The organism is Flavobacterium azizsancarii (assembly GCF_027980145.1).
In the GTDB taxonomy this organism is placed as follows: domain Bacteria; phylum Bacteroidota; class Bacteroidia; order Flavobacteriales; family Flavobacteriaceae; genus Flavobacterium; species Flavobacterium azizsancarii.
The window spans coordinates 190,990-215,794 of record NZ_JAMZNK010000004.1; the positions used below are offsets into that span (position 1 = coordinate 190,990).

Sequence of the window (24,805 nt, forward strand, 5' to 3'; positions counted from 1 at the left end):
TTTAGTATTCAGTCTCAGTTTGCAGTTTTCACTGAGACCGTAAACTGAGACTGAAAACTTTTTTATTTAAGCTGAGTAAGCGTATATAGGAAAAAAAGAAATGCAATTGTAATGAGGATCGCTTTCTGATTTGCAAAATTAATAGTGAAGCCAGCCCATTTCAATTTCTTGGGAACAAACATTCTTTTATCTTGTTTGTTGTGATAAAACATTCCCAAATGCCAGTTGTTCGGGTCATTATGCCAATTGTTGTAATCTTGCTGAGTTGGTTTTTGTGGTATCATTTTTTGTGATTTTCAGTCACTATTTTCAATTTCAGAAAACTGTAAACTAAAAACTGCGACTGTATGCTGATTTAGAATTCAAGTTTCTTTTTACGAAGTTCAAAGTTTTGTCCAAGATATACACGGCGAACCATTTCATCTTCAACCAATTCCTCCGGAATTCCTGCTTTCAGAATTCCTCCTTCAAACATTAAGTATGTTTTGTCTGTAATAGCTAAGGTTTCCTGAACGTTGTGATCCGTAATTAAGATTCCAATGTTTTTATTTTTCAATTGTGCGACAATTCTCTGAATGTCCTCAACTGCAACAGGGTCAACTCCTGCAAAAGGTTCATCTAATAAAATAAATTTAGGATCTGTTGCTAAAGCACGTGCAATTTCAGTACGACGACGTTCTCCTCCTGAAAGTAAATCTCCTCTGTTAGTACGAATATGTTCTAAGCTGAACTCTTCAATTAAGCTTTCCATTTTTGAGATTTGCTCTTCTTTAGAAAGTTTTGTCAATTGCAGAACGCTAAGGATATTGTCTTCGATGCTTAGTTTTCTAAAGACCGAAGCTTCCTGAGCTAAGTATCCAATTCCTTGTTGGGCACGTTTGTACATCGGATAGTCGGTAATATCCAGATCGTCCAGGTAGATGTTTCCTGAATTTGGTTTAACCAATCCTACGATCATGTAAAAAGAAGTTGTCTTTCCGGCACCATTTGGTCCCAAAAGTCCAACAATTTCTCCTTGATTAACCTCAACAGATATTCCTTTTACAACACTACGGCCTTTGTAGGTTTTGATTAAATTATCAGCTCTTAATTTCATTTTCTTGGTTTAATTCTTTAAACGTTTGAATCGTTTATTCGTCACAAATTAACGAATAAACGATTCAACAAATAAATGTATTAACAATTATTTAGTTCCAGCTTCTTCCAGTGCTTCCCAGAATTCATAAGCTCTACGTAAATGAGGTACTACAATAGTTCCTCCAACAAGAGTTGCGATTCCCATTGCTTCCATCATTTCTTCTTTGGTAACGCCTTCTTTATGGCTTGTTTCCAGGTGGTATTTTACGCAATCATCACAGCGTAAAACTGCCGATGCTACTAATCCTAGAAGTTCTTTTGTTTTTACATCAAGAGCTCCGGGAGCGTAAGCATTAGTATCAAGATTAAAAATTCGCTTTACAATTTTGTTATTGTCAGCTAATAATTTTTCGTTCATTTTAGAACGATAATCGTTAAATTCCTGTATGATATCAGACATTTTCTTTCATTTTATTTTTATAGACCATCTTCGAAATCAGTATGCTTATCTCGTAAATAATCAGCATTGGTATTGCTACAATAGTTTGACTTACTACATCCGGAGGAGTTACAATAGCGGCAACAATTAAAATAATTACTACAGCATATTTCCAGTATTTTCTTAAGAAGGCAGGTGTAACCAGGCCTAATTTGGTAAGAAAGTAAATAATGATTGGTAATTCAAAAAACAATCCACTCGCCAGAATACTTGTTTTTACCATTCCCATATACGATTCAAGCGTAAATTGATTTTTTACAACATCACTTACAGAGAAAGTAGCTACGAAATTTACTGACATCGGTATTACAACATAATATCCAAACAGTACTCCTAGAAAGAAAAGCAAGGAAGAAGTGAATATGAAAAATTTAGCATTTTTTCTCTCTTTCTCGTATAGAGCAGGGCTGATAAATTTCCAAAGTTCCCATAAAATGTAAGGAAAACTTAAGATAAAACCTGCTAGAAGACACATCCAGACAAAGATATTTACCTGTCCTTCCATTTCTGTATTCTGAATGATAAAATTCAGTTCAGTGATACAAATACTGTCGGCAAAGCCCAATGAATGGGATAAGTCGCAAAACCATACATAGGTAAAAAATGTAGGGCGTATTGGCCCTAAAATGATTTGATCAAATAAATAGTCACTGATAAAATAAGTAAAAAATGCCATGATGCATATTGCAATTGTGCTTCTTACTAATAACCATCTTAATTCTTCAAGATGGTCTAAAAACGACATCTCGCCAAGGTTCTTTTTTGCCATTATACGATTCCTTCTTTTAAAATGTCATGTAAATGTAATACTCCTTTGTACTCACCATTATCTGCAACAATCAGTTGCGTAATCGAAAAATCTTCTAAAATATTTAAGGCGTCAACCGCCATAGTCTCCGAAGATACTAATTTAGGATTTTTTGACATAATATCTCTTGCAGTTAAGTAAGCAATAGTATCTACGTCATTTAGCATTCTTCGGATGTCTCCATCGGTAATAATTCCAATTATTTTATCATCTTCGATTACCGCTGTTACGCCAAGTCGTTTTTCAGAGATCTCAAAAATAACTTTTTTAACTGACGTATCGGGAGTAACCATTGGTTTTAACGAATGTTCAATCATGTCTTTTACGCGAAGCAATAATTTTTTTCCTAAAGCTCCGCCCGGATGATAAACCGCAAAATCTTCAGGTTTAAAATTCCTTATTTCCATCAAACAAACTGCAAGAGCATCGCCCATAACAAGTTGAGCCGTTGTGCTGTTTGTTGGTGCCAGATTTATAGGGCAGGCTTCGGTTTCAACTGTTGTGTTTAAAACATAGTTGGAACCTTTTGCCAGAAATGAAGTTATGTTTCCTGTTATTGCAATTAATGTGTTTCCAAAGCGTGTTAATAAGGGAACCAAAGCTTTTATTTCAGGACTATTCCCACTTTTTGAAATACATATAATGATATCTTCGTTTTGTATCATTCCTAGGTCGCCATGAATGGCTTCTGAAGCATGTAGAAACATAGATGGTGTTCCGGTAGAGTTAAAAGTAGCTACCATTTTTTGAGCGATAATGGCGCTTTTTCCGATGCCTGTAACGATCAGCCGACCTTTAGTTTCGTAAATGCGTTGAGTCGCTTCGTAAAAATTTTCGTCCAAAAAATCAATTAACTTTATAATCGCTTCACTTTCAGAGAGTATGGTTTTCTTGGCAATAGCCAATATATTTTCTTTTGTGATCAAAACAGGATATTTTAAATTTGTGTGTATAAAAGAAAGTTGTATCTTTATGTGTTGCAAATTTATACAAAATACCATTAATATAAAGAATGAATTCAAACGAAATTGAAATACACAAGGAATTAAAGAAGTATTTCGGCTTTAGCCAATTTAAGGGCTTGCAGGAGCAAGTCATTACAAGTATTTTAAGTCAAACGAATACTTTTGTAATTATGCCTACTGGCGGAGGAAAGTCTCTTTGTTATCAATTACCCGCTTTAATTCAGGACGGAACAGCTATCGTTGTTTCGCCTTTGATTGCTTTGATGAAAAATCAGGTTGATGCTATTAGAAGCCTTTCTTCAGAAAACGGAATTGCGCATGTGCTAAATTCCTCCCTTACTAAAACAGAAATTGCCCAGGTGAAAAAAGATATTACTTCTGGTTTGACCAAGCTCTTGTATGTGGCACCTGAATCTTTGACTAAGGAAGAGTATGTGGCTTTTTTGCAAAGTGTGCCTATTTCGTTTGTCGCTATTGATGAGGCGCATTGTATTTCAGAATGGGGTCATGATTTCAGGCCGGAGTACCGAAACCTTAAAAACATTATCAAACAATTAGGACAGGTACCTATTATTGGACTTACTGCAACTGCAACCCCAAAAGTGCAGGAAGATATTCTTAAAAACCTGGATATGTCTGATGCAAATACTTTTAAAGCATCATTCAACAGACCAAATTTATACTACGAAGTTCGTACAAAAACTAAAAATATAGAATCGGATATTATTCGATTTATCAAACAGCATAAAGGCAAATCCGGAATTATTTACTGCTTAAGCCGTAAAAAAGTAGAGGCGATTGCCGAAGTTTTACAAGTGAACGGAATCAGTGCCGTTCCTTACCATGCAGGTTTAGATGCTAAAACCCGAGCCAAACATCAGGATATGTTTTTGATGGAAGACGTAGATGTGGTTGTGGCAACAATCGCTTTCGGTATGGGAATTGACAAACCCGATGTTCGTTTTGTAATTCATCATGATATTCCAAAATCACTCGAAAGTTATTATCAGGAAACCGGTCGCGCGGGACGTGATGGAGGAGAAGGGCATTGTCTGGCATATTACTCTTATAAAGATGTAGAAAAGCTGGAAAAATTCATGTCCGGAAAACCAGTTGCGGAACAAGAAATTGGTTTTGCTTTATTGCAGGAAGTTGTTGCTTATGCTGAAACCTCAATGTCGCGCAGGAAATTCTTATTGCATTATTTTGGAGAAGAATTTGATAGCGAAACCGGTGAAGGTGCAGATATGGATGACAACGTTCGTAATCCTAAAACTAAAGTCGAGGCGAAAGATCAGGCGGTTAAATTGCTTGAAATTGTTCGCGATACCAAGCATATTTACAAATCAAAAGAAATTGTCTTTACTTTAATAGGTAGAGTTAATGCCGTAATTAAAGCGCATAAAACAGATACACAATCCTTTTTTGGATCAGGTTCAGATCATGACGAGAAATATTGGATGGCATTATTGAGACAAGTTCTTGTTGCGGGTTATCTGTCTAAAGATATTGAGACTTATGGTGTGGTGAAAATCACTAAAGAAGGTTTGAACTTTATCAAAAAACCAGTTTCATTTATGATGTCTGAAGATCATGAATACAATGAATCCGAAGATGAAGCAATCGTAACAGCATCAAAATCATCAGGAACTGCTGATGAAGTTTTAATGGGAATGTTGCGTGAATTACGTAAAAAAGTCGCCAAAAAATTGGGAGTTCCTCCTTTTGTTGTTTTTCAGGATCCTTCTCTTGAAGATATGGCTTTAAAATATCCAATTACTTTAACCGAGCTATATAATATTCATGGTGTTGGAGAAGGAAAAGCCAAGAAATACGGTAATGAGTTTATTACTTTGATAAACCGTTATGTGGAGGATAATGATATTACTCGTCCTGATGATCTGGTGGTGAAATCTACCGGAGTTAATTCAGTAAATAAATTATACATCATCCAGAATATAGACAGAAAATTACCATTAAGTGATATTGCATCTGCAAAAGGACTTTCGATGGATGCTTTAATAAAAGAGATGGAGCAAATTGTCTACGCCGGAACAAAACTGAATATCAAATATTGGGTCGATGATATGCTTGATGAAGATCAGCAGGAAGAAATTCATGATTATTTCATGGAATCAGAATCGGATAAAATCGAAGACGCCCTTAAAGAATTTGATGGCGATTATGATATTGATGAATTGCGTTTGATGCGTATTAAATTTATCAGTGAAGTAGCGAATTAAAAAAGTTTACAGTCTCAGTTTTTAGTTTTCAGTTTTTGCTGAGAATGAAAACTGAGACTGAAATAAAAATAGTTTTTACTGAGACTGAAAACTGCGACTGACTTACTCTTCAAATATTTCCCCTCGATGCGGTTTCAAAGCATCTCTTACCGGAATCATATTTTCATCGGTTACAACCATAAATGCTGTGGCGTGCATGTCGTTTATGATTTTAAATCCTGTAATATTTAAAGGAAGCTTTTCTATGGCGATATATTCTTTTAAATGAATTTCATGATGCTCAGCTGTTTTTGCCGAAGCCAGACCACGAAAATCCCAAATCAATTTTATTTTTCTAGACATTTTTTTAAGGTACAAAGGTTGAGAGTACAAAGGTACAAAGTCTTTCTTAACAGGATTAATAACTTATTGTAGAATTAAGCGCAATTTTTTTTTTTAAGGTGGTGTTTAAGACACGAATTTCGCAAAGCTAGATCAACATAAAGCTTTACGAACTTTGTGTTTTTATAAAACCATACCTTTAAAAAATCTTTGCGCACTTTGCGGTTAATTATATAAAGTCAGTTCAAAATACTATTTTTGTATATTCTTTTCATAAATAGAAAAGCTAATTGAATAAATAAAACAAAATGCCAAGAGAACTTTTACTTCAGGTAACTCCGGAAATAGCTGCAAACGAATTGTTGCTAAAAGACTATTTGTCTAAACAAATAAAAGTTTCTCCTAAGGAAATTCAACATATCACTATTTTAAAACGATCAATTGATGCGCGCCAAAAAGCGATAAAAATCAATATGAAAGTAATCATTTATCTGCAAGGCGAACCCTTTCAGGAAACTAAAATAGAGCTACCTATATATAAGGACGTTTCTTCGGCTCAGGAAGTAATTGTTGTTGGGGCTGGTCCGGCCGGACTTTTTGCTGCTTTGCAATTAATAGAATTAGGTTTAAAACCAATCGTTATCGAACGTGGGAAAGATGTTCGTGGGCGTAGACGTGACCTAAAAGCAATAAATGTAGATCATCTGGTTAACGAAGATTCTAATTATTGTTTTGGTGAAGGCGGAGCAGGAACTTATTCAGATGGTAAATTATATACGCGTTCTAAAAAACGTGGAGATGTAACCAGAATCCTGGAACTTTTAGTTGCTTTTGGAGCTTCTGAAGATATTTTGGTAGAAGCGCATCCACATATCGGGACTAATAAATTGCCAAAAATCATAGAAGATATTCGAAATAAAATAATCGAATTTGGAGGTCAGGTTTTATTTGACACCCGAGTGACGGATATCTTAGTTAAAAATAACGAAGTTGAGGGAATTGTAACTCAAAACGGAGATAAGATTTTGTCTAATAAACTGATCTTGGCAACCGGACATTCGGCGCGAGATATTTTTGAATTATTAGATAAGAAGAAAATTTTTATCGAAGCCAAACCTTTTGCTTTGGGAGTTCGCGCAGAACACTCACAGGAATTAATCGATAGTATTCAATACAGTTGTGATTACCGCGGAGAACATTTACCACCCGCACCATATTCTATCGTAAAACAAGTAAACGGTCGCGGAATGTATTCGTTCTGTATGTGTCCAGGCGGTGTAATTGCACCTTGCGCGACAAGTCCTGGAGAAGTAGTGACAAACGGCTGGTCTCCATCGAAGCGTGATCAGGTTACGGCAAATTCAGGAATTGTAATCGAGTTGAAATTAGAAGATTTTAAACCTTTTGAAAAATTTGGTGCTTTGGCCGGAATGGAATTCCAAAAAAGTATCGAACAAAAAGCGTGGCATTTGGCTGGAGAGACTCAAAAAGTTCCTGCACAACGAATGATCGATTTTACCCAAAACAAAGTTTCGGCAGATATTCCTAAAACATCTTACGTTCCGGGAACGACTTCGGTAGAAATGGGACAGGTTTTTCCTGGGTTTTTATCACAGATTCTGCGTGAAGGATTTAAGGAATTCGGAAAATCCATGCGTGGTTATTTGACTAATGAAGCAATTTTGCATGCACCGGAAAGCAGAACTTCATCACCGGTTCGTATTCCCAGAGATCCAATAACTTATGAGCATTTGCAAATAAAAGGATTGTATCCGTGTGGAGAAGGAGCAGGATATGCTGGCGGAATTATATCTGCGGCAATAGATGGTGAAAAATGTGCGCTAATGATTGCAGAAACTTTGAAATAGTTAGCCTTTTTTTGTGGTAAAAATAATACTATATTTGATATTCAGGTTATAGTATTATTCCACAATTTTTAAAAATGACACTACAAGACATAGAAATAAAATACGGATTTCAATTTCCACATTTATACAAACAATTAGATGTTGACGGGATGCTTAATATTGGAGAATACGGACCTAAATGGTATGCCGAAGTTTATCCAACATTAAAAGAAAATCCGCCTTTGCTTTTGCACTCTTATGATTTTGAATTATTGAATTTGAAATCTGTAGACGAAGAAATAGGAGATTTGTCTGATCCTGAAGATTATCGGAACATTGATAAACAATTTAAATTTATTGCTTTTGCAAAAAGTGGTGCAGCAGATCATTATTGTTTTTTCCTGAATGAAGAAAATGATGGTGAATATCCTATCGTTTATCTTTGGCATGATTCAAATGAGGCGGATTATCTGGCAGGAAACCTGCAGGATTTTATTTTTAAAATGTTATTGACAGATATGTCTAATCAGGATATTTATAATGAAATCAGTGATGAAGAATTTAGAAGTGATATAGCATCAGTATTTAAGTCTCACAAAAAGTATTTAACGAGCCAACAAATCAATATTCTTGAAGATATTTTAACTCGTGAAATCATAGATTACGAAATTGTACTTCCCAGAATGAAAGAGCCTGCAAGGGGTTTATTGACAGATCTTGAACTCAAATCGCTGTTAGATAAAAACATTCCTTTTGAAAAAATGGATCAAAGTTTTAAATATTCTAATTTTTAGATTGAAGTAATATACAGTTAAATGAAAGACTTTTTTTTGAATTTGTTTGGCAGAAATAATGACCCAAAATCGATTGTTTCTTTTGATGTTATAGATAAGGTTTATTCTCATTTGTATAATGAGAAAAATAGTTTTGAGTTTAAAATGAAAGGAGTTCATGATACTATTTCTGTAAGTCTGTATTCTTTTCCAAGTTCTTTTGATCATGACGAAGGAAGAGCTGAGATAAAGAAAAGCGGATTCAAAAATGCTTACGAAGTTTTGAATGAAATATATAAAAAGATAAATGTAGGACCTGTTTCTGAGGAGCAAATGCTTCAGGAATTAGAGTACGACTATATTCATATTCAATTTTATACAGAGCCAACTCCGGAAGGGAAAAAGTATTTGAAGCACGTTTTGCATAATTTTGTTATCTTTTTTTGTTGTACGAATAGCTTAGAAACTAATGATTTTAAGATGTTATACAACAATAGTTATTTCCTTGATTATACTAGAGGAATACTGGATACAGAATCTATAGATATAAACGAACCAAAAAATGATATTCAGAAAATAGGTTTCAAAGAATTTGAAAGGATTTTACAGGGAATTTGTCAATATCTAAATATCGAATTGCCAGAAAGTATTGAGCTTCCTTCGCAGGAAAATTTATTACCTGAAGAGGTTGAGGTTACGCAGGGGACTTTTGAAGAATTTATAAAATTAGTTTCAAGAGGCGATGTCGACGAAAAATTAGTTCAAAAGCAATCTAAGAAACTTTTGAAGAATTTTAAAAAAGGTCATACAGAATATCATGAGATAGTGCAAGAACAATGGGATTTCTTCGAAAGTATCGATGCCTGGAGCAGCGACTGGAAATTTGATCCTGAAGATGCTGAATGTTTTATCTCAGAAATGATAGGCGAAGATCTCAATTTCGATTATCCGGAAGAAACATATAGTCATGATTTGTTTCCTTACATTCAGTCAGCTTTAGAAAAACGAGGTTTTGAATTAATGAGTTACGATACTCATGGAGATAACTATTTGTTTTTTGTGGCCAATAAAAAGGATGTTCTCCGAATTTTGGAATTATCTGAATTGACTAAAATTGAGGTTGATCGTTTGTAAAATTGGATTGAATTTTACCGCAAAGGTCGCAATCCCGATGGTTATCGGGATACGTAAAGTATGTGTATTTGGTTTGCTTTGAGATTGCAAAGGGATCATAGGGAAAGTACGCGGATAAAACGGATTAGCTTCGCGAAAACGCGGATAAAAACAGATTTTATATTATTTTTTACTCAATCTTGCCATTTCGACGAAGGAGACCCAAGCGATAGCGAACAGGCGAAGTAAATCACACTCGTAAATCGACAAAGATTGGCGATTTTGATTGCGGAGCTTCTAATGTGATTTCTCCTTCGTCGAAATGATAAGATCTAGTTGAAACTGAAAACTGAGACTGGTACTGGTACTGAAAACTGTTCAAACTATCACGCTCAGTTTATTATTTACGGAATCAAAATAATTTTTCCCGTACTTTTTCGGCTTTCCAGATAATCGTGCGCTAGTTTTCCTTCGGATAGTTTAAAAGAAGTTGGTTCAGAAAGTTTGATTTTTCCTTCAATAATCCAGGTAAATAATTGATTGGCTCTTTTGATTCTTTCTTCTTTAGAATTTAAGTAGCTCCATAAATCTCCCCCGGTTAAGGTTTTTGAAGTATCCATTAGCATTCTCGGGTCTACAGGTTCAGGATCGCCGCCCGCCATTCCGAAGAAAACGACTTGCCCGCATTCTTTAGTAACTTCAAAACTATCCTTTAAAGTGCTTCCGATACTATCGTAAACGATATCAACGCCATTTGGAATCGTTTTAAAAATATCTGATTTCCAATCTTCATTATATAAAAAAACATGATCAGCTCCTTGTTCGATGGCGACTTTTGCTTTCTCAGAAGATGAGGTTAAGCCAATGACATTTGCACCTAATGATTTACTGATCTGAGTCAGGAATTGCCCCACTCCGCCGGCAACAGCATGAATTAATACCGTTTCTCCTTTTGTGGTTTTGTGACTGTCGGTTGCTAAATAATGAGCTGTTAAGCCCTGCAATAAGATAGAGGCAGCAGTTTCGAAAGTAATGGCTTGCGGTAAAGGAAGTACATGATTTATGTTTACCGCAACCAGTTCTGCGTTCGCAAAAGGAACATCGGCAAAAGCCACACGATCTCCAATTTTATATTCGGGATGATTGTTAGTATCGACTATGATTCCTGCGCCTTCATAACCTGCAATAAAAGGTGGGTTTCCTTTTAAATGATAGTTTCCTTTTCGTCTGTAAACATCGGCAAAGTTTAGCCCGATGGCTTTCATTTCTACTAGAATTTCATCGCTTTTTAATTCAGGATTGGGAATTTCGATATATTCTAAAACATCAGAATTTCCGAAAGAAGAAAAGGTAAGTGCTTTCATTTTGAATTGTTTTGATAATGCAAAGTAAGTTAAAATTCTTTAGTGATATAAAGAGGTATAATGATAAAAAATGGTTTGTCACGAATTTCGCTAATTCTCACTAATTTTTTTCTTCCTGATGTTTAATTTTAATTTGTGCAAATTGTTGTAATTCGTGGCAAAAAAAAACACAAAAAAACCGTTCATTTTCATGAACGGCAACTATTATTAACCAATATAAAAGTCTATTATTTCTTTTTTAGTTTGTCTTTGAATACTTTCTCAAACTTCTCGATTTTTGGCTGAATGACCATTTTGCAATACGGTTGGTTTTTGTTGTTTGCATAATAATTCTGATGGTAATCTTCGGCTTTATAAAATGCTTTAAAAGGTTCTACTTTTGTTACAATCGGGCTGTTGTATACTTTTGCTTTATTCAATTCAGCAATAATACTTTCTGCGGCATTTTTTTGTTCTGCATTTTTATAAAAAATTACAGAACGATATTGAGTTCCCACATCTGCACCTTGTCGGTTTAGCGTTGTAGGATCGTGAACAGTAAAGAAAACCTTAAATATTTCATTAATATCGGTCACATTTTTATCAAAAGTTATCTGGACTACTTCAGCATGACCGGTTGTTCCTGTGCAAACCTCTTCATAGGTTGGGTTAGCGACCTTTCCTCCGGAGAAGCCGGAAACTACAGATTTTACTCCGTCCAGATTTTCGTACACTGCTTCAACGCACCAGTAACAGCCTCCGCCAAGGGTGATAGTTTCTAAATTTGAGGTGGTTTTCGTTTTATTGCTTTGTGCAAATCCGTTTAGGGATAGTGCCAAAATACAAATAAGGGCTATATTTTTCATCTTAATTTTATTTATTGTCAGGAACAAAGTCAAGTGCAATCGAATTCATGCAATATCGTTTTCCGGTTGGCGCGGGTCCGTCATCGAATAAATGACCTAAGTGTCCGCCGCAACGACCGCATAATGCTTCGAGTCTTTCCATTCCAAGAGAGTTATCTTTTTTATAAACTACGCTATTTTTGTTTTCTTGCTCAAAAAAACTTGGCCATCCGCAGCTGCTCGAAAATTTGGCGCCAGAACGAAAAAGTAAGTTTCCGCATGAAGCACAGTAATAAGTGCCTTTTTCATCCGTATTCCAGTATTTGCCTGTAAAAGGTCTTTCTGTGTCTGCATTTCGCATTACGTCATAAACATCTTCTGGGAGTACTTTTTTCCATTCAGCATTACTCACATTGAGTTTTGTTGTATCTGTATTAGAGTAATAAGGATTTCCGGGTTTAGTGATTTTGTTTTCCATAACTACTGTTTTTGTATTTTGTTTTTTTGCGTTTTGTCCGCATGCCTGTAAAATAAAGAGCGGAATTAAAAAGCAAAGGCTGAGAATTTGGGTTTTCGTTTTCATTATTTCTATGTGCTTTAATTCTGTTTTTCAAAGATACGACTTGATTTCGCCTTGAAATGTCGTCTGCTTTACAATTCAGATTTTTTTAAGTATGTTTTAACTTTTATTATGTACGTAAAATATATAGTTTTAGTTTTAAGTCTCGTTTTTAAAGGATTTTTGAGTTTTAATTAGGTGTATTTTGTTGTTAGTCAGATTTTTGCAAAATATCAAGCTCGTTAAACTTTTCACAATCTCCGTTGAAATTTTCAAGCCATTTCTTTTTTCGTATTTTTGTTTGATCAATAAGCCCTATGATAGAAGAAAACGTAATATTAGTAAATCAAGACGATGAGCAAATTGGCTTAATGCCAAAACTAGAAGCACATGAAAAAGCAGTTTTACATCGCGCTTTTTCAGTTTTTATTTTAAATGATAAAAATGAGATAATGCTGCAGCAACGTGCTCATCACAAATACCATTCGCCTTTACTCTGGACTAATACATGTTGTAGCCATCAGCGCGAAGGAGAGACAAATGTCGAAGCAGGAAGCAGAAGATTGTTTGAAGAAATGGGTTTTAAAGCAGATTTGAAAGAGCTTTTTCATTTTATTTATAAAGCACCTTTCGATAACGGTTTAACAGAGCATGAGTTAGATCATGTTATGATAGGATACTATAATAATGATCCGGCCATAAATCCTGAAGAAGTAGAAGATTGGAAATGGATGAAAATCGAAGATGTAAAAGCTGACATTGAGAAAAATCCTGAAATTTATACCGTGTGGTTTAAAATAATTTTTGATGAATTTGATCATTATTTAGAAGATCACAAACTTTAACCAGACTAACCAACCACCCAAATGAAAGTAACCATATCAAGAAAAGCACATTTTAATGCTGCACATCGATTGCACAGAAAAGATTGGACATTCGAAAAGAACAATGCTGTTTTTGGAAAATGTAATAATCCCAATTTTCATGGTCATAATTATGGTTTAACAGTTAGTGTTACAGGAAAAATTGACCCCGAAACTGGTTTTGTTGTAGATGTGAAAGTATTGGCGGATATTATACACGAAGAAGTGGAGATTCCGTTTGATCACAAAAATTTGAATCTGGATGTTCCGGAATTTCAAGATTTGAATCCAACAGCCGAAAATATTGCTGTTGTGATATGGAATAAAATTAGAAAAAGAATTCAGGCAGATTTCGACTTAGAAATCGTTCTGAATGAAACGGACCGCAATTTTGTAACTTATAAAGGAGAATAATAAATGTCACTAAAAATAGGAGATATAGTTCCGAATTTTACTGCAAAAGATAGTCATGGAGAAGTTTTTGAAAGCCAAAGTGTTTTGGGGCGAAAACCTCTGGTGATTTATTTTTACCCAAAAGATAATACACCAGGATGTACTACTGAAGCTTGTAGTTTTAGAGATCAATACGAAGATTTTAAGGATCTTGGTGCTGAGGTTATTGGTATAAGCAGCGATAGTGTAAAATCGCATGAGACATTTGCGAACAAACATCAATTGCCTTTTATACTCTTGTCTGATGAAGACAAAAAATTACGACACATTTTTGGCGTTCGCGACACTTTATTTGGTCTTTTGCCAGGAAGGGTAACGTATGTAATTGATAAAAATGGAGTTGTTATCTTGATTTTTGACAGTATGAATGCAGGAAAACATATTCCGAAAGCACTTGAAACAGTCAAAGAATTAGTATTGTAATATTAGAAAATAGTAGCAATCTGCTGTTGATTTAAGAAACTAGCCTTAAAAAACATGAAACCAAAATCATACCCATTACAATTTGAACCCATCTTGAAAGATAGAATCTGGGGCGGAGAAAAACTAAAGACAATTTTGAATAAACCAATCTCTTCTAAGATAACTGGAGAAAGCTGGGAATTGTCTACGGTAGAAGGTGATGTAAGTGTTGTGTCAAACGGATTGCTGAAAGGTAAATCATTGATGGAACTCATTGATGAAATGCCAAATGAAATTCTGGGAACAAAAGTTTACAGTCGTTTTGGAAAACAGTTTCCGTTGCTTTTTAAATATTTAGATGCCCGTGAAGATCTGTCGATACAGGTACATCCTAATGATAAATTGGCAAAAGAACGTCATAACTCTTTTGGTAAAACCGAAATGTGGTATGTAATGCAGGCCGATGCTGATGCAAGAATCATTGTAGGTTTTAAGGAAAATTCAAGCAAGGAAGAATATCTGAAACATTTGAATGATAAAACACTTGTTTCGATTTTAGATGATGTAAAAGCAAAAGCAGGCGATGTTTTCTTTTTAGAAACGGGAACGGTTCATGCTATTGGGGCAGGATTAGTAGTGGCCGAGATTCAGCAAACATCAGATATTACGTATCGTTTGTATGATTTTGACAGAATAGATGCTCAGGGAAATACAAGAGAACTTCATGTAGACCTGGCGCTCGATGCTATTAACTATAATAAGGTAGAGACGCAAAAGAAATACGAGACAAAAGCGAACAGTTCTAACGTAGTGGTTGATTGTCCTTATTTTACCACTAACTTTATTCCGTTAGAAGGTAAAGTTGAGGTTTCTAAGTCAGGCGAAACTTTTACTGTTTATATGTGTATCGAGGGAAGTTTTGAAATTGAATTTGATGGTTTCAAACAATCGTATATAAAGGGAGATACCGTTTTAGTTCCGGCTGAGATAAATGCATTTATTTTAAGCGGAAAAGCTTCTATTTTAGAAATTTACATTTCATAGCACTTAATAGAAAGATTATGTGTATTTTTGCAGTCGCAAATTAAAATAAAAATAAAATGGCAAACGTTAAAAATTTAAAGAAAGACATCAACTTCGTATTAGGAGATATTATTGAGGCAATTTACTTATTCGAAATGTCTACTTCAGGAAATCCTACTCCAGAAACGAATGCTTTGATCGATCAGGCTATCGCTGCATTTGATACTTTGATCACAAAAGTGAATGCTAAGAATGTTGAAAACAAAAAAGCACACTTCAAACAAATCAATGTTGAATTGGAAGAAACTGCTAATCAATTGATTGCTAAAATCAACGAATTGTAAGCAAAAAAAAGTATAAAAAAGTGCAAATTTATTTTGGTAAAACGAAAAACCGCTTTATATTTGCACCCGTAATGAGTCGCCAGCGTAGCTCAGTTGGCTAGAGCAGCTGATTTGTAATCAGCAGGTCGTGGGTTCGAGTCCCTCCGCCGGCTCAACGGAAAACCATCACTTTTTAGTGGTGGTTTTTTTTTTGCTTTATAAGTATAGTAAAATATTTAAATTTTGAAAAATGGGTTAAAACTTTCGAGATTGTAGTAGGTCGGGAAATTGTTAAATCAGTACTTTGTCATTCTTTTGAAAATTAGAATAGCTCACTTACGAAATATCCGTTTTTAAAATAATTCCGTCTTTAACAACTTTATTTTTTCTAAAATAAAAAATTAAGGCTAAAATATTGGTTAGCCAGGAAGGAAAATACATCTTTTTGTAATATTAAAATATGGAAGTACATCTGAGTCTTTTCTTTTATAAAATAATTACTTGGAATTTAAAATCGGGAATCCACTTTAATAAAAATTGTAACAATATTTTTCTTATGTTTGTTTCTTAACCAAAAACATAAATTAAACATGGAAGAAAATTCAGTTTTCGAGAAATTTGAGTTACAGCTCGATCAATCTTCAAAAGATTTTTTGAAGGAAACCGTTAAATGGGCATATTTTTTAGGAATAGTAGGATTCGTTGGCATTGGATTAATATTGGTGTTTGCAATTTTTGCAAGTGCAATTTTTGCTACACTAGGAAGTTCGATACCAGGAATGGCGGCTTATGGCAGTTCTTTTGGCGTAGTGATAACTTTTATATATATTATATTTGGTGCAATTTATTTCTTTCCGGTTTACTATCTTTTTAAATTTGGTGCAAATGGAAAAAAAGCTTTTAGAGACAATGATAATGTAGCATTAACGGCTTCTTTTGGTTACTTAAAATCGCATTATAAATTCATTGGGATTTTTATGATTGCAATTCTCGTATTGTACGGATTACTATTTGTACTTTCTATGTTTGGAGCTTTATTAGGAAGATAAAATGAAATAAAAATCAAACTTTAAAAATTCCAAATTCCAAACAATTGATAGAATCAATACTATTGGTTTAATTGGGATTTAGAATTCTAAAAAGTTGGAATTTGCTATAAAACAAAAAAAGTCCTGAGATTCTCAGGACTTTTCGTTTTATGTAGTTGTCTATTGCTTTTGTTCTTCTTTTTTAATATCGGCAACATACTTGGTTAGTTTTTTTCCGTAAAGCGACTGTGCAACTTTTGGGGTCATCGATTTCTGGATTGTATCAAGGAATTTAACATTGATATCGTAGATCTCAGATAAAGCAATATAAGGTGCTATTTCGTGATCTTTATTGTTGAGTGCAAAGTTTGTTGCGTACAGGTATTTTCTTTTAGTGTTAGACTCTTGTTTTTTGTCTATACTGTCAATAGCTTTTTGGTCTTGTCTTTTTATTGCCTTAAACCTTGACTCAACCATAGAAAGGCTTTCGTCATTAAAACGAGAATTTATTTTTTTGTATTCATTATATAATTCCTGATTTTTAGATCCGGTAATTTTTGCACCGTAAATAAAGTTATCTAAGTTGGTGTCGATATTGATATTTCCGGGCTCAGCAAAAAATAAAATATTATTGTCTAATGAATTGGTAACTCCGCGGTCAAGATATAAATAAAGTACTTCTGGAGACTCTAATTTTATGTTACTTTCAAAAGATGAATCTCCGTCTATTTTAATGCTGTCGATAGCTACAAGAGAAGTGTCAACGATTCTTTGAATGTATAAAGTTCCGTTTTTTAACCCTTTTATATTTCCTGTAAGGTGCAAACTGTCGGTTGATTCTTTTTTGCTACAAGAGGCTAATAGTGCGAGAGTAACAAAAGCAATAATTGATTTTTTCATTGGTTTTTTAGATTTTGCTGCAAAATAAAGAAAATAGTTTGAATGTAATGATGTAGTGTTTAAATTTTGCGAAAAATAAATTCCAGTCAATTTTACAACAGAGATTCTTTTGTTTATAAAGTAAAAGCATAAAAAAAATCCTGTAAGCAATGCCTACAGGATTTTAGAATATTTATTAGATAAAAAAAAATTATTTAATCATCTCAAAACTTCTTTTTACAAAAGCAGTTAAAGCTTCTCCTTTTAATAGGTTTTGCGATAATTTTGCTAAGTCTAAAGCTTGTTTTACCAGGTGTTCCTGATGTGTTTTGTCTTCAGTGTTCAAAATGCTGGTTGCCAAATCTGAATTGGTGTTTACAATCAGATTGTACATTTCCGGCATATTTCCCATTCCAAACATTCCGCCACCACCAGATTGACTCATTTCTTTCATTCTACGCATAAATTCTGGTTGCGTGATGATAAACGGAGCCGCCTGACTGTCCATAGCTTCCAGTTGAACACTGTATGCTTTAGGAATATAAGCTTCTAATGAAGTTTTTAGTGTTTCTTTTTCTTCATCAGATAATTTAGAAATCGTGTTTTCGTCCTTTTTGATTAAGTTATCAATATGGTCAGAATCGACACGAACAAAAGTTACATCTTTATTATCACCTTCAATTTTTTGAATCAAATGTGAGATAATCGGAGAATCTAAAAGTAATACTTCGTATCCTTTTTCTTTTGCTGTTTCAATATAAGAGTGCTGTGCATCTTTGTTTCCAGCATAAAGAACCACTAATTTTCCGTCTTTATCCGTTTGGTTTTCTTTCAGTTTCTCTTTTAATTCTTCAAGAGTAAAGTAAGTGTCATCAACCGTTGGATACAGTACAAATGCGCCGGCTTTTTCGTAGAATTTATCGTCAGAAAGCATTCCGTATTCTAAAACAATTTTAATATCATTCCATTTAGCTTCAAAATCCGCACGATTTTCGCTGAACAATGTTTTTAATTTATCTGCTACTTTACGGGTAATGTAGTTTGAGATTTTCTTCACTGCACCATCAGCCTGTAATCCAGAACGAGAAACGTTCAAAGGAATGTCCGGTGAATCAATAACTCCTTTTAACATCGTCAAGAATTCAGGTACAATTCCTTCTACGTTATCGGTAACGTAAACCTGGTTTTGGTACAATTGAATTTTGTCTTTCTGAATTTGCATATCAGATCCTAACTTAGGGAAATATAAAATTCCTGTTAAGTTAAATGGGTAATCTACATTTAAATGAATGTGGAATAACGCATCTTCAAATTGCATTGGATACAACTCTCTGTAGAAGCTTTTGTAATCTTCATCAGATAATTCAGTCGGCTGTTTAGTCCACGCTGGATTAGGGTTGTTGATGATATTATCTACTTCAACTTCAGTAAAAATATTATCTACATCTTCAGGAGCAACTTCTTCTCCCTTTTTTTGTTCTATTTTTTCTTTTCTTGTTCCGAATTTAATCGGAATAGGCATAAACTTGTTGTATTTGTTTAATAATCCGCTGATTTTTGAATCTTCAAGAAATTCAAGAGAATCTTCGGCAATGTGCAAGATGATTTCTGTACCACGTGAAGTTTTGTCAGCCGGCTCTAAAGTAAATTCAGGGCTTCCGTCACAAGTCCAGTGTGCAGCTGGCTCATCTTTGTATGATTTAGTAATAATTTCTACTTTTTCTGCAACCATAAACGCAGAATAGAATCCCAGACCAAAATGACCAATGATTCCGGAATCTTTAGCAGAATCTTTGTATTTATCAAGGAACTCTTCGGCTCCTGAAAAAGCAACCTGGTTAATGTATTTTTCAACTTCATCAGCTGTCATACCTAATCCCTGGTCGATAATGTGAATCTTTTTTCCCTCTTTGTCAATTTTGATTTCAATAACAGGGTTTCCGAATTCTACTTTGGCTTCGCCAATGCTTATTAAGTGTTTTAATTTTAAAGTAGCATCAGTTCCGTTCGAAATCAATTCACGTAAGAAAATTTCGTGATCGCTATACAAGAACTTTTTGATTAAGGGAAAGATGTTTTCTACTGAAACATTAATTTTACCTGTTGTCATATTTTTATATTTTTTTAGTTTAATGTGATGAGTATCATTTCTTCAAATAGAATACCAATTGTTTTTTGAGTGACAAAATGGCGTAAGTGTTAATTTTGAAAGAAAATAATCGGATTCTGGAACAAAAGATATTCCTATGAATTGTATCTTTGTGGTATAATAATTGTTAAATGGGTAAGTATTAACTTAAATAATGTACAAAATGAAGAAAATTATTTTCATTTGCATGATTGCCACAATGTTTTTTGCGTGCAAATCAGCTTCGTCTACAACAGCTTCAACAGAAGCAACTACGCTATCGACTAAACTTGACAGACCAAGTCAGGTTGCTCTTAAAGGAAATTGGGTTTTAACCAATGTATCTTATCCTGGTTCTGAGTATATCAAAGTAAACTCTTTTGATCTTGCAGATTCTAAATGTTTTATTGGTAGTACCTGGAATTTTATTTCAAATAATAATAAGGGAAGTATGGCTCTGACAGCGCCAAGTTGTACTGCATTTAATTCTCCTATTGTATGGAGTATTAACAATCAGGGTATGTTTGTACTTAAAATTCTTGATGCTGGTATAAAAGCAAAAAAAGTTAGAGACGGATACTTACTTAAAGTAGCGGGATTGACTGATAATTCATTTCAATTGATCGATAACATCAATGTTGGTGGACAAGTTAAGGATGTAACTTACCAGTTTCAGAGAGCTAATTAATATTAAAAAGATAAAAACATGAGAAAAATAACAGTTTTAGGTTTGAGTAGTTTACTTGTATTAGTAAGTTTCTTTACAAGTTGCGATTCAGTGAAAAACGCTAATAATACACAAAAAGGTGCCGGAATTGGAGTAGTTGCCGGTGGTCTTATTGGTGGTATTTTAGGAAATAATTTAGGACGCGGTGGAAATGCTGCTTTAGGAGCTGCTATTGGAGCTGCTGTAGGTGGTGGAACTGGTGCTCTTATTGGAAACAAAATGGATAAACAAGCCCGTGAAATCGATCAGGCTTTACCAGGTGCATCTGTAGAAAGAGTAGGAGAGGGTATTCACTTAACTTTAAATGAGAATTCTGTTCGTTTTGATACTAATAAATCCACTTTGACTCCTCAGGCAAAAGCAAATTTAGACAAATTAGTACCTGTATTCAATGAATACGGAGATACTGATATTCAAATTTTTGGTTATACTGATAATACAGGAAAACCAGAATATAACCTGACGCTTTCAGGACAAAGAGCTGCTTCTGTGCAAGCTTATTTAGTTGCAAAAGGATTAAAATCAAGCCGTTTCAAAACTTCAGGTTTAGGAATCGCTGATCCAATTGCTACAAATGATACTCCGGAAGGAAGAGCTCAAAACCGTCGTGTAGAATTTTCTATTACTGCAAATGACAAAATGGTAAATGATGCAAAATCTGAAGCTGGAAAATAAGTTTCAAACGCAATAAAATTTCTTAAAAGCTGTTTCATAATTGAAGCAGCTTTTTTTTGACTTTAGAAATTAAACATTGTAAATTTGTGCTTTCAAATACAACCCATGCTCGACATTCAAAATATCTCTTTTACGTATACCGACAGCCCTGTTATAAAAAACGTTTCTTTTACCATAAATAAAGGCGAAAATATTGCTATTATTGGCGAAAGCGGCTGCGGGAAAAGTACGCTCCTTAAACTTATTTATGGTTTGTATAACTTAGATGATGGCAAGATTTTTTATAATGAAAAGCCAATTTTAGGTCCTAAGTACAATTTGATTCCCGGAATGCCTTATATGAAATATCTGGCCCAGGATTTTGATTTGTCTCCTTTTGAAACGGTAGCTGAAAATGTTGGAAAATTTCTTTCGAATGGTTTTGCGAATATGAAAAAACTTCGCGTTCAGGAATTGCTGGAAATGGTCGAAATGGAAGCATTCTCGAATGTAAAAGCAAAATTTTTAAGTGGAGGTCAACAACAAAGAGTGGCATTGGTAAGAGTTTTGGCTTTAGAGCCGGAAATAATTTTACTGGATGAACCTTTTAGCCAAATTGATGCTTTTCGTAAAAATGCTTTACGAAGAAACTTGTTCAGGTACTTAAAACAAAAAGGGATTACGTGTATTATTGCAACACACGATAGTACAGATGCATTATCATTTGCAGATGAGGCAATCGTCATGCGAAACGGAGAACTCCTTGTAAAAGGAGATCCGGTAAAAATCTATGAAGATCCGGAAACTAAATATGTAGCATCACTTTTTGGAGAAGTAAATGAAGTTCCTACTCATTTGATGCTTTCTTATGAAGATCAAACCCATAAAACTTTAGTTTATCCGCATCAGTTCAAAATGGTTGCAGAATCAAATTTGCAGGTAAAAATAAGAAGAACTTATTTTAGAGGAAATCATTTTCTAATCGAAACTGTTTATAAAAGACAGCTAATATTTTTTGAAAGTGAAATTGATTTGCCTTTAGATCAGGAGATATTTTTAGGATTAAATTATTTATAATTAGAGAATTTGCCAATTAGAAAATTAGAGAATTGGTTTAACTATAAAAATGAGAAACCCCACAGATTTTGGAAATCTGTGGGGTTTCTCATTTATGCTGATTAATCGTTTATAGTAATTGAAACCAGATAACGTTTACATAATAAATCCGACAGGTTTTAGAAACCTGTCGAATTTGATATCAGTAAGAATTAGTTTTTTAAATACTTTTCTAAAAACTGATCTTGTTCCCAAAGTAAGTGCAGGATATTTTCTTTTGCTACATAACTATGTGCTTCTTTAGGTAAAATTACCATTCTGGCAGTTGCTCCCAAACCTTTTAGTGCCTGATAATAGCGTTCTGTCTGCAAAGTAAAAGTTCCCGGGTTATTATCAGCTTCACCGTGAACTAATAACATAGGTGTTTTCATCTTATCTGCATTCATAAAAGGAGACATTGCGGTGTAAACTTCTGGAGCTTCCCAATAATTGCGTTGCTCTGTCTGGAAACCAAATGGAGTCAGAGTTCTGTTGTACGCGCCACTTCTGGCAATTCCGCAAGCAAAAAGATCAGAATGTGTTAGTAAATTAGCAGTCATAAAAGCGCCATAAGAATGTCCTCCAACCGCAACTTTTTTACGATTGATATATCCCAAAGCATCAACAGCGTCAATTGCAGCTGCAGCATTGTCTACTAATTGAGAAATAAAGTTATCATTAGGTTCAGTTGTTCCTTCACCAATAATAGGGAAAGCCGCATCATCAAGAACAACATATCCTTTGGTTACCCAATATACAAACGATCCGTAGTAAGGAAAAGTAAATTCATTTGAATTTTGAGTCGATTGTCCTGCGCTGTTTCTGTCTTTATATTCAGCAGGATAGGCCCAGATCAACAACGGTAATTTCTCTTTTTTTACTTTGTCATAACCAGCAGGCAGGTATAAAGTTCCTGAAAGTTCAACACCATCTTTACGTTTGTATTTGATGACTTCTTTGCTGACATTTTTAATGCTCTCAAACGGATTTTTGAAAGAAGTGATTGGTGTCAGGCTGTTTTGTTTTTTAATATTTCTGAAATAATAATTCGGATATTCACTTTTAGACTGAATCTGAACTAAAACTTTACCGGTTTTGAAATCTTCAATTCCTAACAAATCTTCTTTTTTGTCTTTATAAGTTGAAGTGTAAATGCGTTTTGATTGTAATGTTTTCAAATTGAATTCAGAAATAAAAGGAAATTGTCCTTCTTTAGTATATCCTTCACCAATAAGGAAAGCATTATCTTTCTCGATCGCTAAAACGTATTTGTTGTATTGATTCTTCTTAGTTTCAAAAACTCCCGGATCAGAATAAACATCTTGCTGATTTCTATCAGTAATTACTTTTGGCTGCTGTGCAGGATTTGACGGATTGATCAAATATGTTTTTGTATTACGCGTATCGTACCATTCATCCGTAAGAAATGCAGTAGTATCATTACCCCAAACAATATCGCTGTAACGCTGCGGTATTTTGGCTAATGAAGTTGCATTGTTTGCAAATGGAGCATCCCAAAGATAAACTTCGTCTCTAAAATCGACTTTGTTTGCCGGGTCTCCTTCGTCTAATGCTACAACATAAGATAATGTTGCCGGTTTGTCATTTCTCCAGCTCATTTCTCTTTTTCCTTTGCGAACGGCCATAAAACCTTTTGGGATTACTTCGTTTAACGGAACTTCGTTAACAGTTTTAACTTCTTTTCCTTTAGAGTCATAAACGATTGTTTTAGAAGGAAATCTGTTTAAGGGAACAACGTACGAAAACGGTTTTTGAATTGTAGTTACCATAATAAAATTGCCATCTGGCGAAATTCTTTCTCCGGCATACATTGCCGCATCTTTGAATAAAGTAGCTGTTCCGTTAAGGTTGACTTTATACAATTCAGACGTGATGATGTTTTCAAAATTGATTTCATCATTCTGATTTTTCAGCATATCAGGATACGTTCTGTTTTGAGATTTTGCTCCTGCTGTACTGGAAATAATTGGCCCGGTTGGTAAATCTTTTTTAGAATCTAATAAAGGCTTCCTGTTTTTTGGAAGCATTTTTACCAAAATAGTTTCGTTGTCTAAAAACCAGCTAAACGGATTGCCAAGGTTTGCATTTACAGTTGCATCAGTAAGTTTTGTTGCTTTTGCAGTTGCTATATCCAATACCCAAAGTTCAACACCTGAATTTGTAGTATGCGAAAACAAAATTTTCTTATCGTTTGGAGACCATAGAATATTGCTTATTTTAGGGTTTTGAGGTAAACCTGAAACTTGTATTTCTTCTTTTCCACTAATTTTTCTTAATTTAAGATTGATAGTGTAAGTTACTGTACTGGAAATATTCGTTACCGGATTAATTCGTAAACCACCCAAACGAAGTTCTTCCTGATTTAGATCGTCTAATGTTTTATAAGTACTTCTGTACAACAACAACATGTTCTCTTTTTTTGTATCCATAGATACTGTAGGAGCTCTTTCGTAATCAGCTAAATCTAAAATAGATTTAGAAGGTTTTTGATAGGTTAAGTTTTCTTGGGCAAAGGCAAAAAAGCCAATGTTAAGAAATAAGAGGAGTGTAACCTTTAATTTCATAATTTGAATTTTAGGAGTTTAAAAATGGTATTTGTAATGTTTGACTAAAGTACTTTAAACTTGTTACATATTATGCGTTATTTTTCATACTTTTCAGTGTTTTGATCTGAAAACTGTTTTTTTGCAATATAAAAAGCTCTAATTGACCGTATAATTAAAGTATATTGAATTGCTAATAACGAAAAAAACACTAATTTGTACACTAATGTTTTAAAGTATACTTAGATTTGCAATCCAATTTTTTAATAAATA

25 protein-coding genes and 1 tRNA gene are annotated in these 24,805 nt (G+C 34.1%); 14 read left to right on the forward strand and 12 right to left on the reverse strand.

The features are described from left to right. Positions 1–62: 62 nt before the first annotated feature. The 5 genes from NJT12_RS04235 to NJT12_RS04255 all read right to left on the reverse strand — a co-directional run bounded on the left by NJT12_RS04235 (position 63) and on the right by NJT12_RS04255 (position 3,310). Complete coding sequence (locus NJT12_RS04235) at positions 63–284, reverse strand: DUF5808 domain-containing protein (protein WP_072960800.1); 222 nt, start codon at positions 282–284, stop codon at positions 63–65. 71 nt (positions 285–355) lie between these two features. Next, complete coding sequence (gene lptB, locus NJT12_RS04240) at positions 356–1,096, reverse strand: LPS export ABC transporter ATP-binding protein (RefSeq protein ID WP_271334659.1); 741 nt, start codon at positions 1,094–1,096, stop codon at positions 356–358. Between the two features lie 87 nt (positions 1,097–1,183). After that, positions 1,184–1,537 carry a carboxymuconolactone decarboxylase family protein gene (locus NJT12_RS04245; RefSeq protein ID WP_271334660.1) on the reverse strand — a complete coding sequence of 118 codons (354 nt, stop codon included), beginning with the start codon at positions 1,535–1,537 and terminating at the stop codon, positions 1,184–1,186. Continuing rightward, positions 1,530–2,345, reverse strand: coding sequence for a twin-arginine translocase subunit TatC (gene tatC / locus NJT12_RS04250; protein ID WP_271334661.1), 816 nt, complete (start codon positions 2,343–2,345; stop codon positions 1,530–1,532). Before tatC ends, NJT12_RS04245 begins: the two co-directional genes overlap by 8 nt. Next, on the reverse strand, positions 2,345–3,310 hold the full coding sequence (locus tag NJT12_RS04255) for a KpsF/GutQ family sugar-phosphate isomerase (protein ID WP_271334662.1): 966 nt from the start codon (positions 3,308–3,310) through the stop codon (positions 2,345–2,347). The genes tatC and NJT12_RS04255 overlap by 1 nt, the downstream gene beginning before the upstream one ends. Before the next feature lie 86 nt (positions 3,311–3,396). Between NJT12_RS04255 and recQ the strand changes: the two genes are divergently transcribed. Continuing rightward, entirely contained in the window at positions 3,397–5,592 is a 2,196-nt protein-coding gene (gene recQ / locus NJT12_RS04260; RefSeq protein ID WP_271334663.1) for a DNA helicase RecQ, read from the forward strand. Between the two features lie 102 nt (positions 5,593–5,694). On the opposite strand, the gene NJT12_RS04265 is transcribed toward recQ, so the two are convergent. Continuing rightward, positions 5,695–5,934 carry a hypothetical protein gene (locus NJT12_RS04265; protein ID WP_271334664.1) on the reverse strand — a complete coding sequence of 80 codons (240 nt, stop codon included), beginning with the start codon at positions 5,932–5,934 and terminating at the stop codon, positions 5,695–5,697. A gap of 287 nt (positions 5,935–6,221) precedes the next feature. On the opposite strand from NJT12_RS04265, the gene NJT12_RS04270 reads away from it, so the two are divergent. The 3 genes from NJT12_RS04270 (at position 6,222) to NJT12_RS04280 (ending at position 9,667) form a co-directional block, all read left to right on the forward strand. Next, entirely contained in the window at positions 6,222–7,781 is a 1,560-nt protein-coding gene (locus tag NJT12_RS04270; protein WP_271334665.1) for an NAD(P)/FAD-dependent oxidoreductase, read from the forward strand. Between the two features lie 74 nt (positions 7,782–7,855). Beyond that, entirely contained in the window at positions 7,856–8,554 is a 699-nt protein-coding gene (locus NJT12_RS04275) for an SMI1/KNR4 family protein (RefSeq protein WP_271334666.1), read from the forward strand. Between the two features lie 21 nt (positions 8,555–8,575). Further along, complete coding sequence (locus tag NJT12_RS04280) at positions 8,576–9,667, forward strand: DUF6630 family protein (protein ID WP_271334667.1); 1,092 nt, start codon at positions 8,576–8,578, stop codon at positions 9,665–9,667. A 383-nt stretch (positions 9,668–10,050) separates the two neighbouring features. Here NJT12_RS04280 and NJT12_RS04285 read toward each other — a convergent pair whose 3' ends face one another. The 3 genes from NJT12_RS04285 to msrB all read right to left on the reverse strand — a co-directional run bounded on the left by NJT12_RS04285 (position 10,051) and on the right by msrB (position 12,417). Further along, positions 10,051–11,010, reverse strand: a complete 960-nt coding sequence (locus tag NJT12_RS04285; protein ID WP_271334668.1) for a quinone oxidoreductase family protein — start codon at positions 11,008–11,010, stop codon at positions 10,051–10,053. Between the two features lie 227 nt (positions 11,011–11,237). After that, positions 11,238–11,855, reverse strand: coding sequence for a peptide-methionine (S)-S-oxide reductase MsrA (msrA, locus tag NJT12_RS04290; protein ID WP_271334669.1), 618 nt, complete (start codon positions 11,853–11,855; stop codon positions 11,238–11,240). Between the two features lie 7 nt (positions 11,856–11,862). Next, positions 11,863–12,417: a peptide-methionine (R)-S-oxide reductase MsrB gene (gene msrB / locus NJT12_RS04295; RefSeq protein WP_271334670.1), complete on the reverse strand. Its 555-nt coding sequence runs from the start codon at positions 12,415–12,417 to the stop codon at positions 11,863–11,865. Between the two features lie 293 nt (positions 12,418–12,710). On the opposite strand from msrB, the gene idi reads away from it, so the two are divergent. The 7 genes from idi (at position 12,711) to NJT12_RS04330 (ending at position 16,506) form a co-directional block, all read left to right on the forward strand. Further along, complete coding sequence (gene idi, locus NJT12_RS04300) at positions 12,711–13,238, forward strand: isopentenyl-diphosphate Delta-isomerase (RefSeq protein ID WP_271334671.1); 528 nt, start codon at positions 12,711–12,713, stop codon at positions 13,236–13,238. A 21-nt stretch (positions 13,239–13,259) separates the two neighbouring features. Then, positions 13,260–13,670 (forward strand): 6-carboxytetrahydropterin synthase, encoded by a 411-nt coding sequence (locus tag NJT12_RS04305; protein ID WP_271334672.1) that lies wholly within the window; start codon positions 13,260–13,262, stop codon positions 13,668–13,670. 3 nt (positions 13,671–13,673) lie between these two features. Then, a complete protein-coding gene (locus tag NJT12_RS04310; protein WP_271334673.1) occupies positions 13,674–14,132 on the forward strand; it encodes a peroxiredoxin in 459 nt (152 codons plus the stop codon). Positions 14,133–14,186: 54 nt separating this feature from the next. Next, complete coding sequence (locus tag NJT12_RS04315) at positions 14,187–15,155, forward strand: type I phosphomannose isomerase catalytic subunit (RefSeq protein WP_271334674.1); 969 nt, start codon at positions 14,187–14,189, stop codon at positions 15,153–15,155. Between the two features lie 56 nt (positions 15,156–15,211). After that, positions 15,212–15,478 carry a hypothetical protein gene (locus tag NJT12_RS04320; RefSeq protein WP_055093243.1) on the forward strand — a complete coding sequence of 89 codons (267 nt, stop codon included), beginning with the start codon at positions 15,212–15,214 and terminating at the stop codon, positions 15,476–15,478. Positions 15,479–15,556: 78 nt separating this feature from the next. Further along, a tRNA-Thr gene (locus NJT12_RS04325) sits at positions 15,557–15,630 on the forward strand. A 417-nt stretch (positions 15,631–16,047) separates the two neighbouring features. Then, entirely contained in the window at positions 16,048–16,506 is a 459-nt protein-coding gene (locus tag NJT12_RS04330) for a hypothetical protein (RefSeq protein ID WP_271334675.1), read from the forward strand. 159 nt (positions 16,507–16,665) lie between these two features. Here NJT12_RS04330 and NJT12_RS04335 read toward each other — a convergent pair whose 3' ends face one another. Together NJT12_RS04335 and htpG are read right to left on the reverse strand one after the other, a co-directional pair. Next, complete coding sequence (locus tag NJT12_RS04335) at positions 16,666–17,385, reverse strand: DUF4369 domain-containing protein (RefSeq protein ID WP_271334676.1); 720 nt, start codon at positions 17,383–17,385, stop codon at positions 16,666–16,668. 190 nt (positions 17,386–17,575) lie between these two features. Continuing rightward, on the reverse strand, positions 17,576–19,474 hold the full coding sequence (gene htpG / locus NJT12_RS04340) for a molecular chaperone HtpG (protein ID WP_271334677.1): 1,899 nt from the start codon (positions 19,472–19,474) through the stop codon (positions 17,576–17,578). Positions 19,475–19,676: 202 nt separating this feature from the next. Between htpG and NJT12_RS04345 the strand changes: the two genes are divergently transcribed. From NJT12_RS04345 to NJT12_RS04355, 3 genes are all read left to right on the forward strand, one after another. Then, entirely contained in the window at positions 19,677–20,180 is a 504-nt protein-coding gene (locus tag NJT12_RS04345) for a lipocalin family protein (RefSeq protein WP_271334678.1), read from the forward strand. Positions 20,181–20,198: 18 nt separating this feature from the next. Next, positions 20,199–20,894: a YiaD family glycine zipper/OmpA-like lipoprotein gene (locus NJT12_RS04350; protein ID WP_271334679.1), complete on the forward strand. Its 696-nt coding sequence runs from the start codon at positions 20,199–20,201 to the stop codon at positions 20,892–20,894. Positions 20,895–20,999: 105 nt separating this feature from the next. After that, positions 21,000–21,950 (forward strand): ABC transporter ATP-binding protein, encoded by a 951-nt coding sequence (locus NJT12_RS04355; RefSeq protein ID WP_271334680.1) that lies wholly within the window; start codon positions 21,000–21,002, stop codon positions 21,948–21,950. Between the two features lie 191 nt (positions 21,951–22,141). On the opposite strand, the gene NJT12_RS04360 is transcribed toward NJT12_RS04355, so the two are convergent. Beyond that, positions 22,142–24,553 (reverse strand): S9 family peptidase, encoded by a 2,412-nt coding sequence (locus tag NJT12_RS04360; protein ID WP_271334681.1) that lies wholly within the window; start codon positions 24,551–24,553, stop codon positions 22,142–22,144. Between the last annotated feature and the right edge of the window lie 252 nt (positions 24,554–24,805).

Coding starts and splice junctions, on each gene's coding strand:
- NJT12_RS04235 (WP_072960800.1), bottom strand. CDS start 284: ATGATACCACAAAAACCAACTCAGCAAGATTACAACAATTGGCATAAT.
- lptB (WP_271334659.1), bottom strand. CDS start 1,096: ATGAAATTAAGAGCTGATAATTTAATCAAAACCTACAAAGGCCGTAGT.
- NJT12_RS04245 (WP_271334660.1), bottom strand. CDS start 1,537: ATGTCTGATATCATACAGGAATTTAACGATTATCGTTCTAAAATGAAC.
- tatC (WP_271334661.1), bottom strand. CDS start 2,345: ATGGCAAAAAAGAACCTTGGCGAGATGTCGTTTTTAGACCATCTTGAA.
- recQ (WP_271334663.1), top strand. CDS start 3,397: ATGAATTCAAACGAAATTGAAATACACAAGGAATTAAAGAAGTATTTC.
- NJT12_RS04265 (WP_271334664.1), bottom strand. CDS start 5,934: ATGTCTAGAAAAATAAAATTGATTTGGGATTTTCGTGGTCTGGCTTCG.
- NJT12_RS04270 (WP_271334665.1), top strand. CDS start 6,222: ATGCCAAGAGAACTTTTACTTCAGGTAACTCCGGAAATAGCTGCAAAC.
- NJT12_RS04275 (WP_271334666.1), top strand. CDS start 7,856: ATGACACTACAAGACATAGAAATAAAATACGGATTTCAATTTCCACAT.
- NJT12_RS04280 (WP_271334667.1), top strand. CDS start 8,576: ATGAAAGACTTTTTTTTGAATTTGTTTGGCAGAAATAATGACCCAAAA.
- NJT12_RS04285 (WP_271334668.1), bottom strand. CDS start 11,010: ATGAAAGCACTTACCTTTTCTTCTTTCGGAAATTCTGATGTTTTAGAA.
- msrA (WP_271334669.1), bottom strand. CDS start 11,855: ATGAAAAATATAGCCCTTATTTGTATTTTGGCACTATCCCTAAACGGA.
- msrB (WP_271334670.1), bottom strand. CDS start 12,417: ATGAAAACGAAAACCCAAATTCTCAGCCTTTGCTTTTTAATTCCGCTC.
- idi (WP_271334671.1), top strand. CDS start 12,711: ATGATAGAAGAAAACGTAATATTAGTAAATCAAGACGATGAGCAAATT.
- NJT12_RS04305 (WP_271334672.1), top strand. CDS start 13,260: ATGAAAGTAACCATATCAAGAAAAGCACATTTTAATGCTGCACATCGA.
- NJT12_RS04310 (WP_271334673.1), top strand. CDS start 13,674: ATGTCACTAAAAATAGGAGATATAGTTCCGAATTTTACTGCAAAAGAT.
- NJT12_RS04315 (WP_271334674.1), top strand. CDS start 14,187: ATGAAACCAAAATCATACCCATTACAATTTGAACCCATCTTGAAAGAT.
- NJT12_RS04320 (WP_055093243.1), top strand. CDS start 15,212: ATGGCAAACGTTAAAAATTTAAAGAAAGACATCAACTTCGTATTAGGA.
- NJT12_RS04330 (WP_271334675.1), top strand. CDS start 16,048: ATGGAAGAAAATTCAGTTTTCGAGAAATTTGAGTTACAGCTCGATCAA.
- NJT12_RS04335 (WP_271334676.1), bottom strand. CDS start 17,385: ATGAAAAAATCAATTATTGCTTTTGTTACTCTCGCACTATTAGCCTCT.
- htpG (WP_271334677.1), bottom strand. CDS start 19,474: ATGACAACAGGTAAAATTAATGTTTCAGTAGAAAACATCTTTCCCTTA.
- NJT12_RS04345 (WP_271334678.1), top strand. CDS start 19,677: ATGAAGAAAATTATTTTCATTTGCATGATTGCCACAATGTTTTTTGCG.
- NJT12_RS04350 (WP_271334679.1), top strand. CDS start 20,199: ATGAGAAAAATAACAGTTTTAGGTTTGAGTAGTTTACTTGTATTAGTA.
- NJT12_RS04355 (WP_271334680.1), top strand. CDS start 21,000: ATGCTCGACATTCAAAATATCTCTTTTACGTATACCGACAGCCCTGTT.
- NJT12_RS04360 (WP_271334681.1), bottom strand. CDS start 24,553: ATGAAATTAAAGGTTACACTCCTCTTATTTCTTAACATTGGCTTTTTT.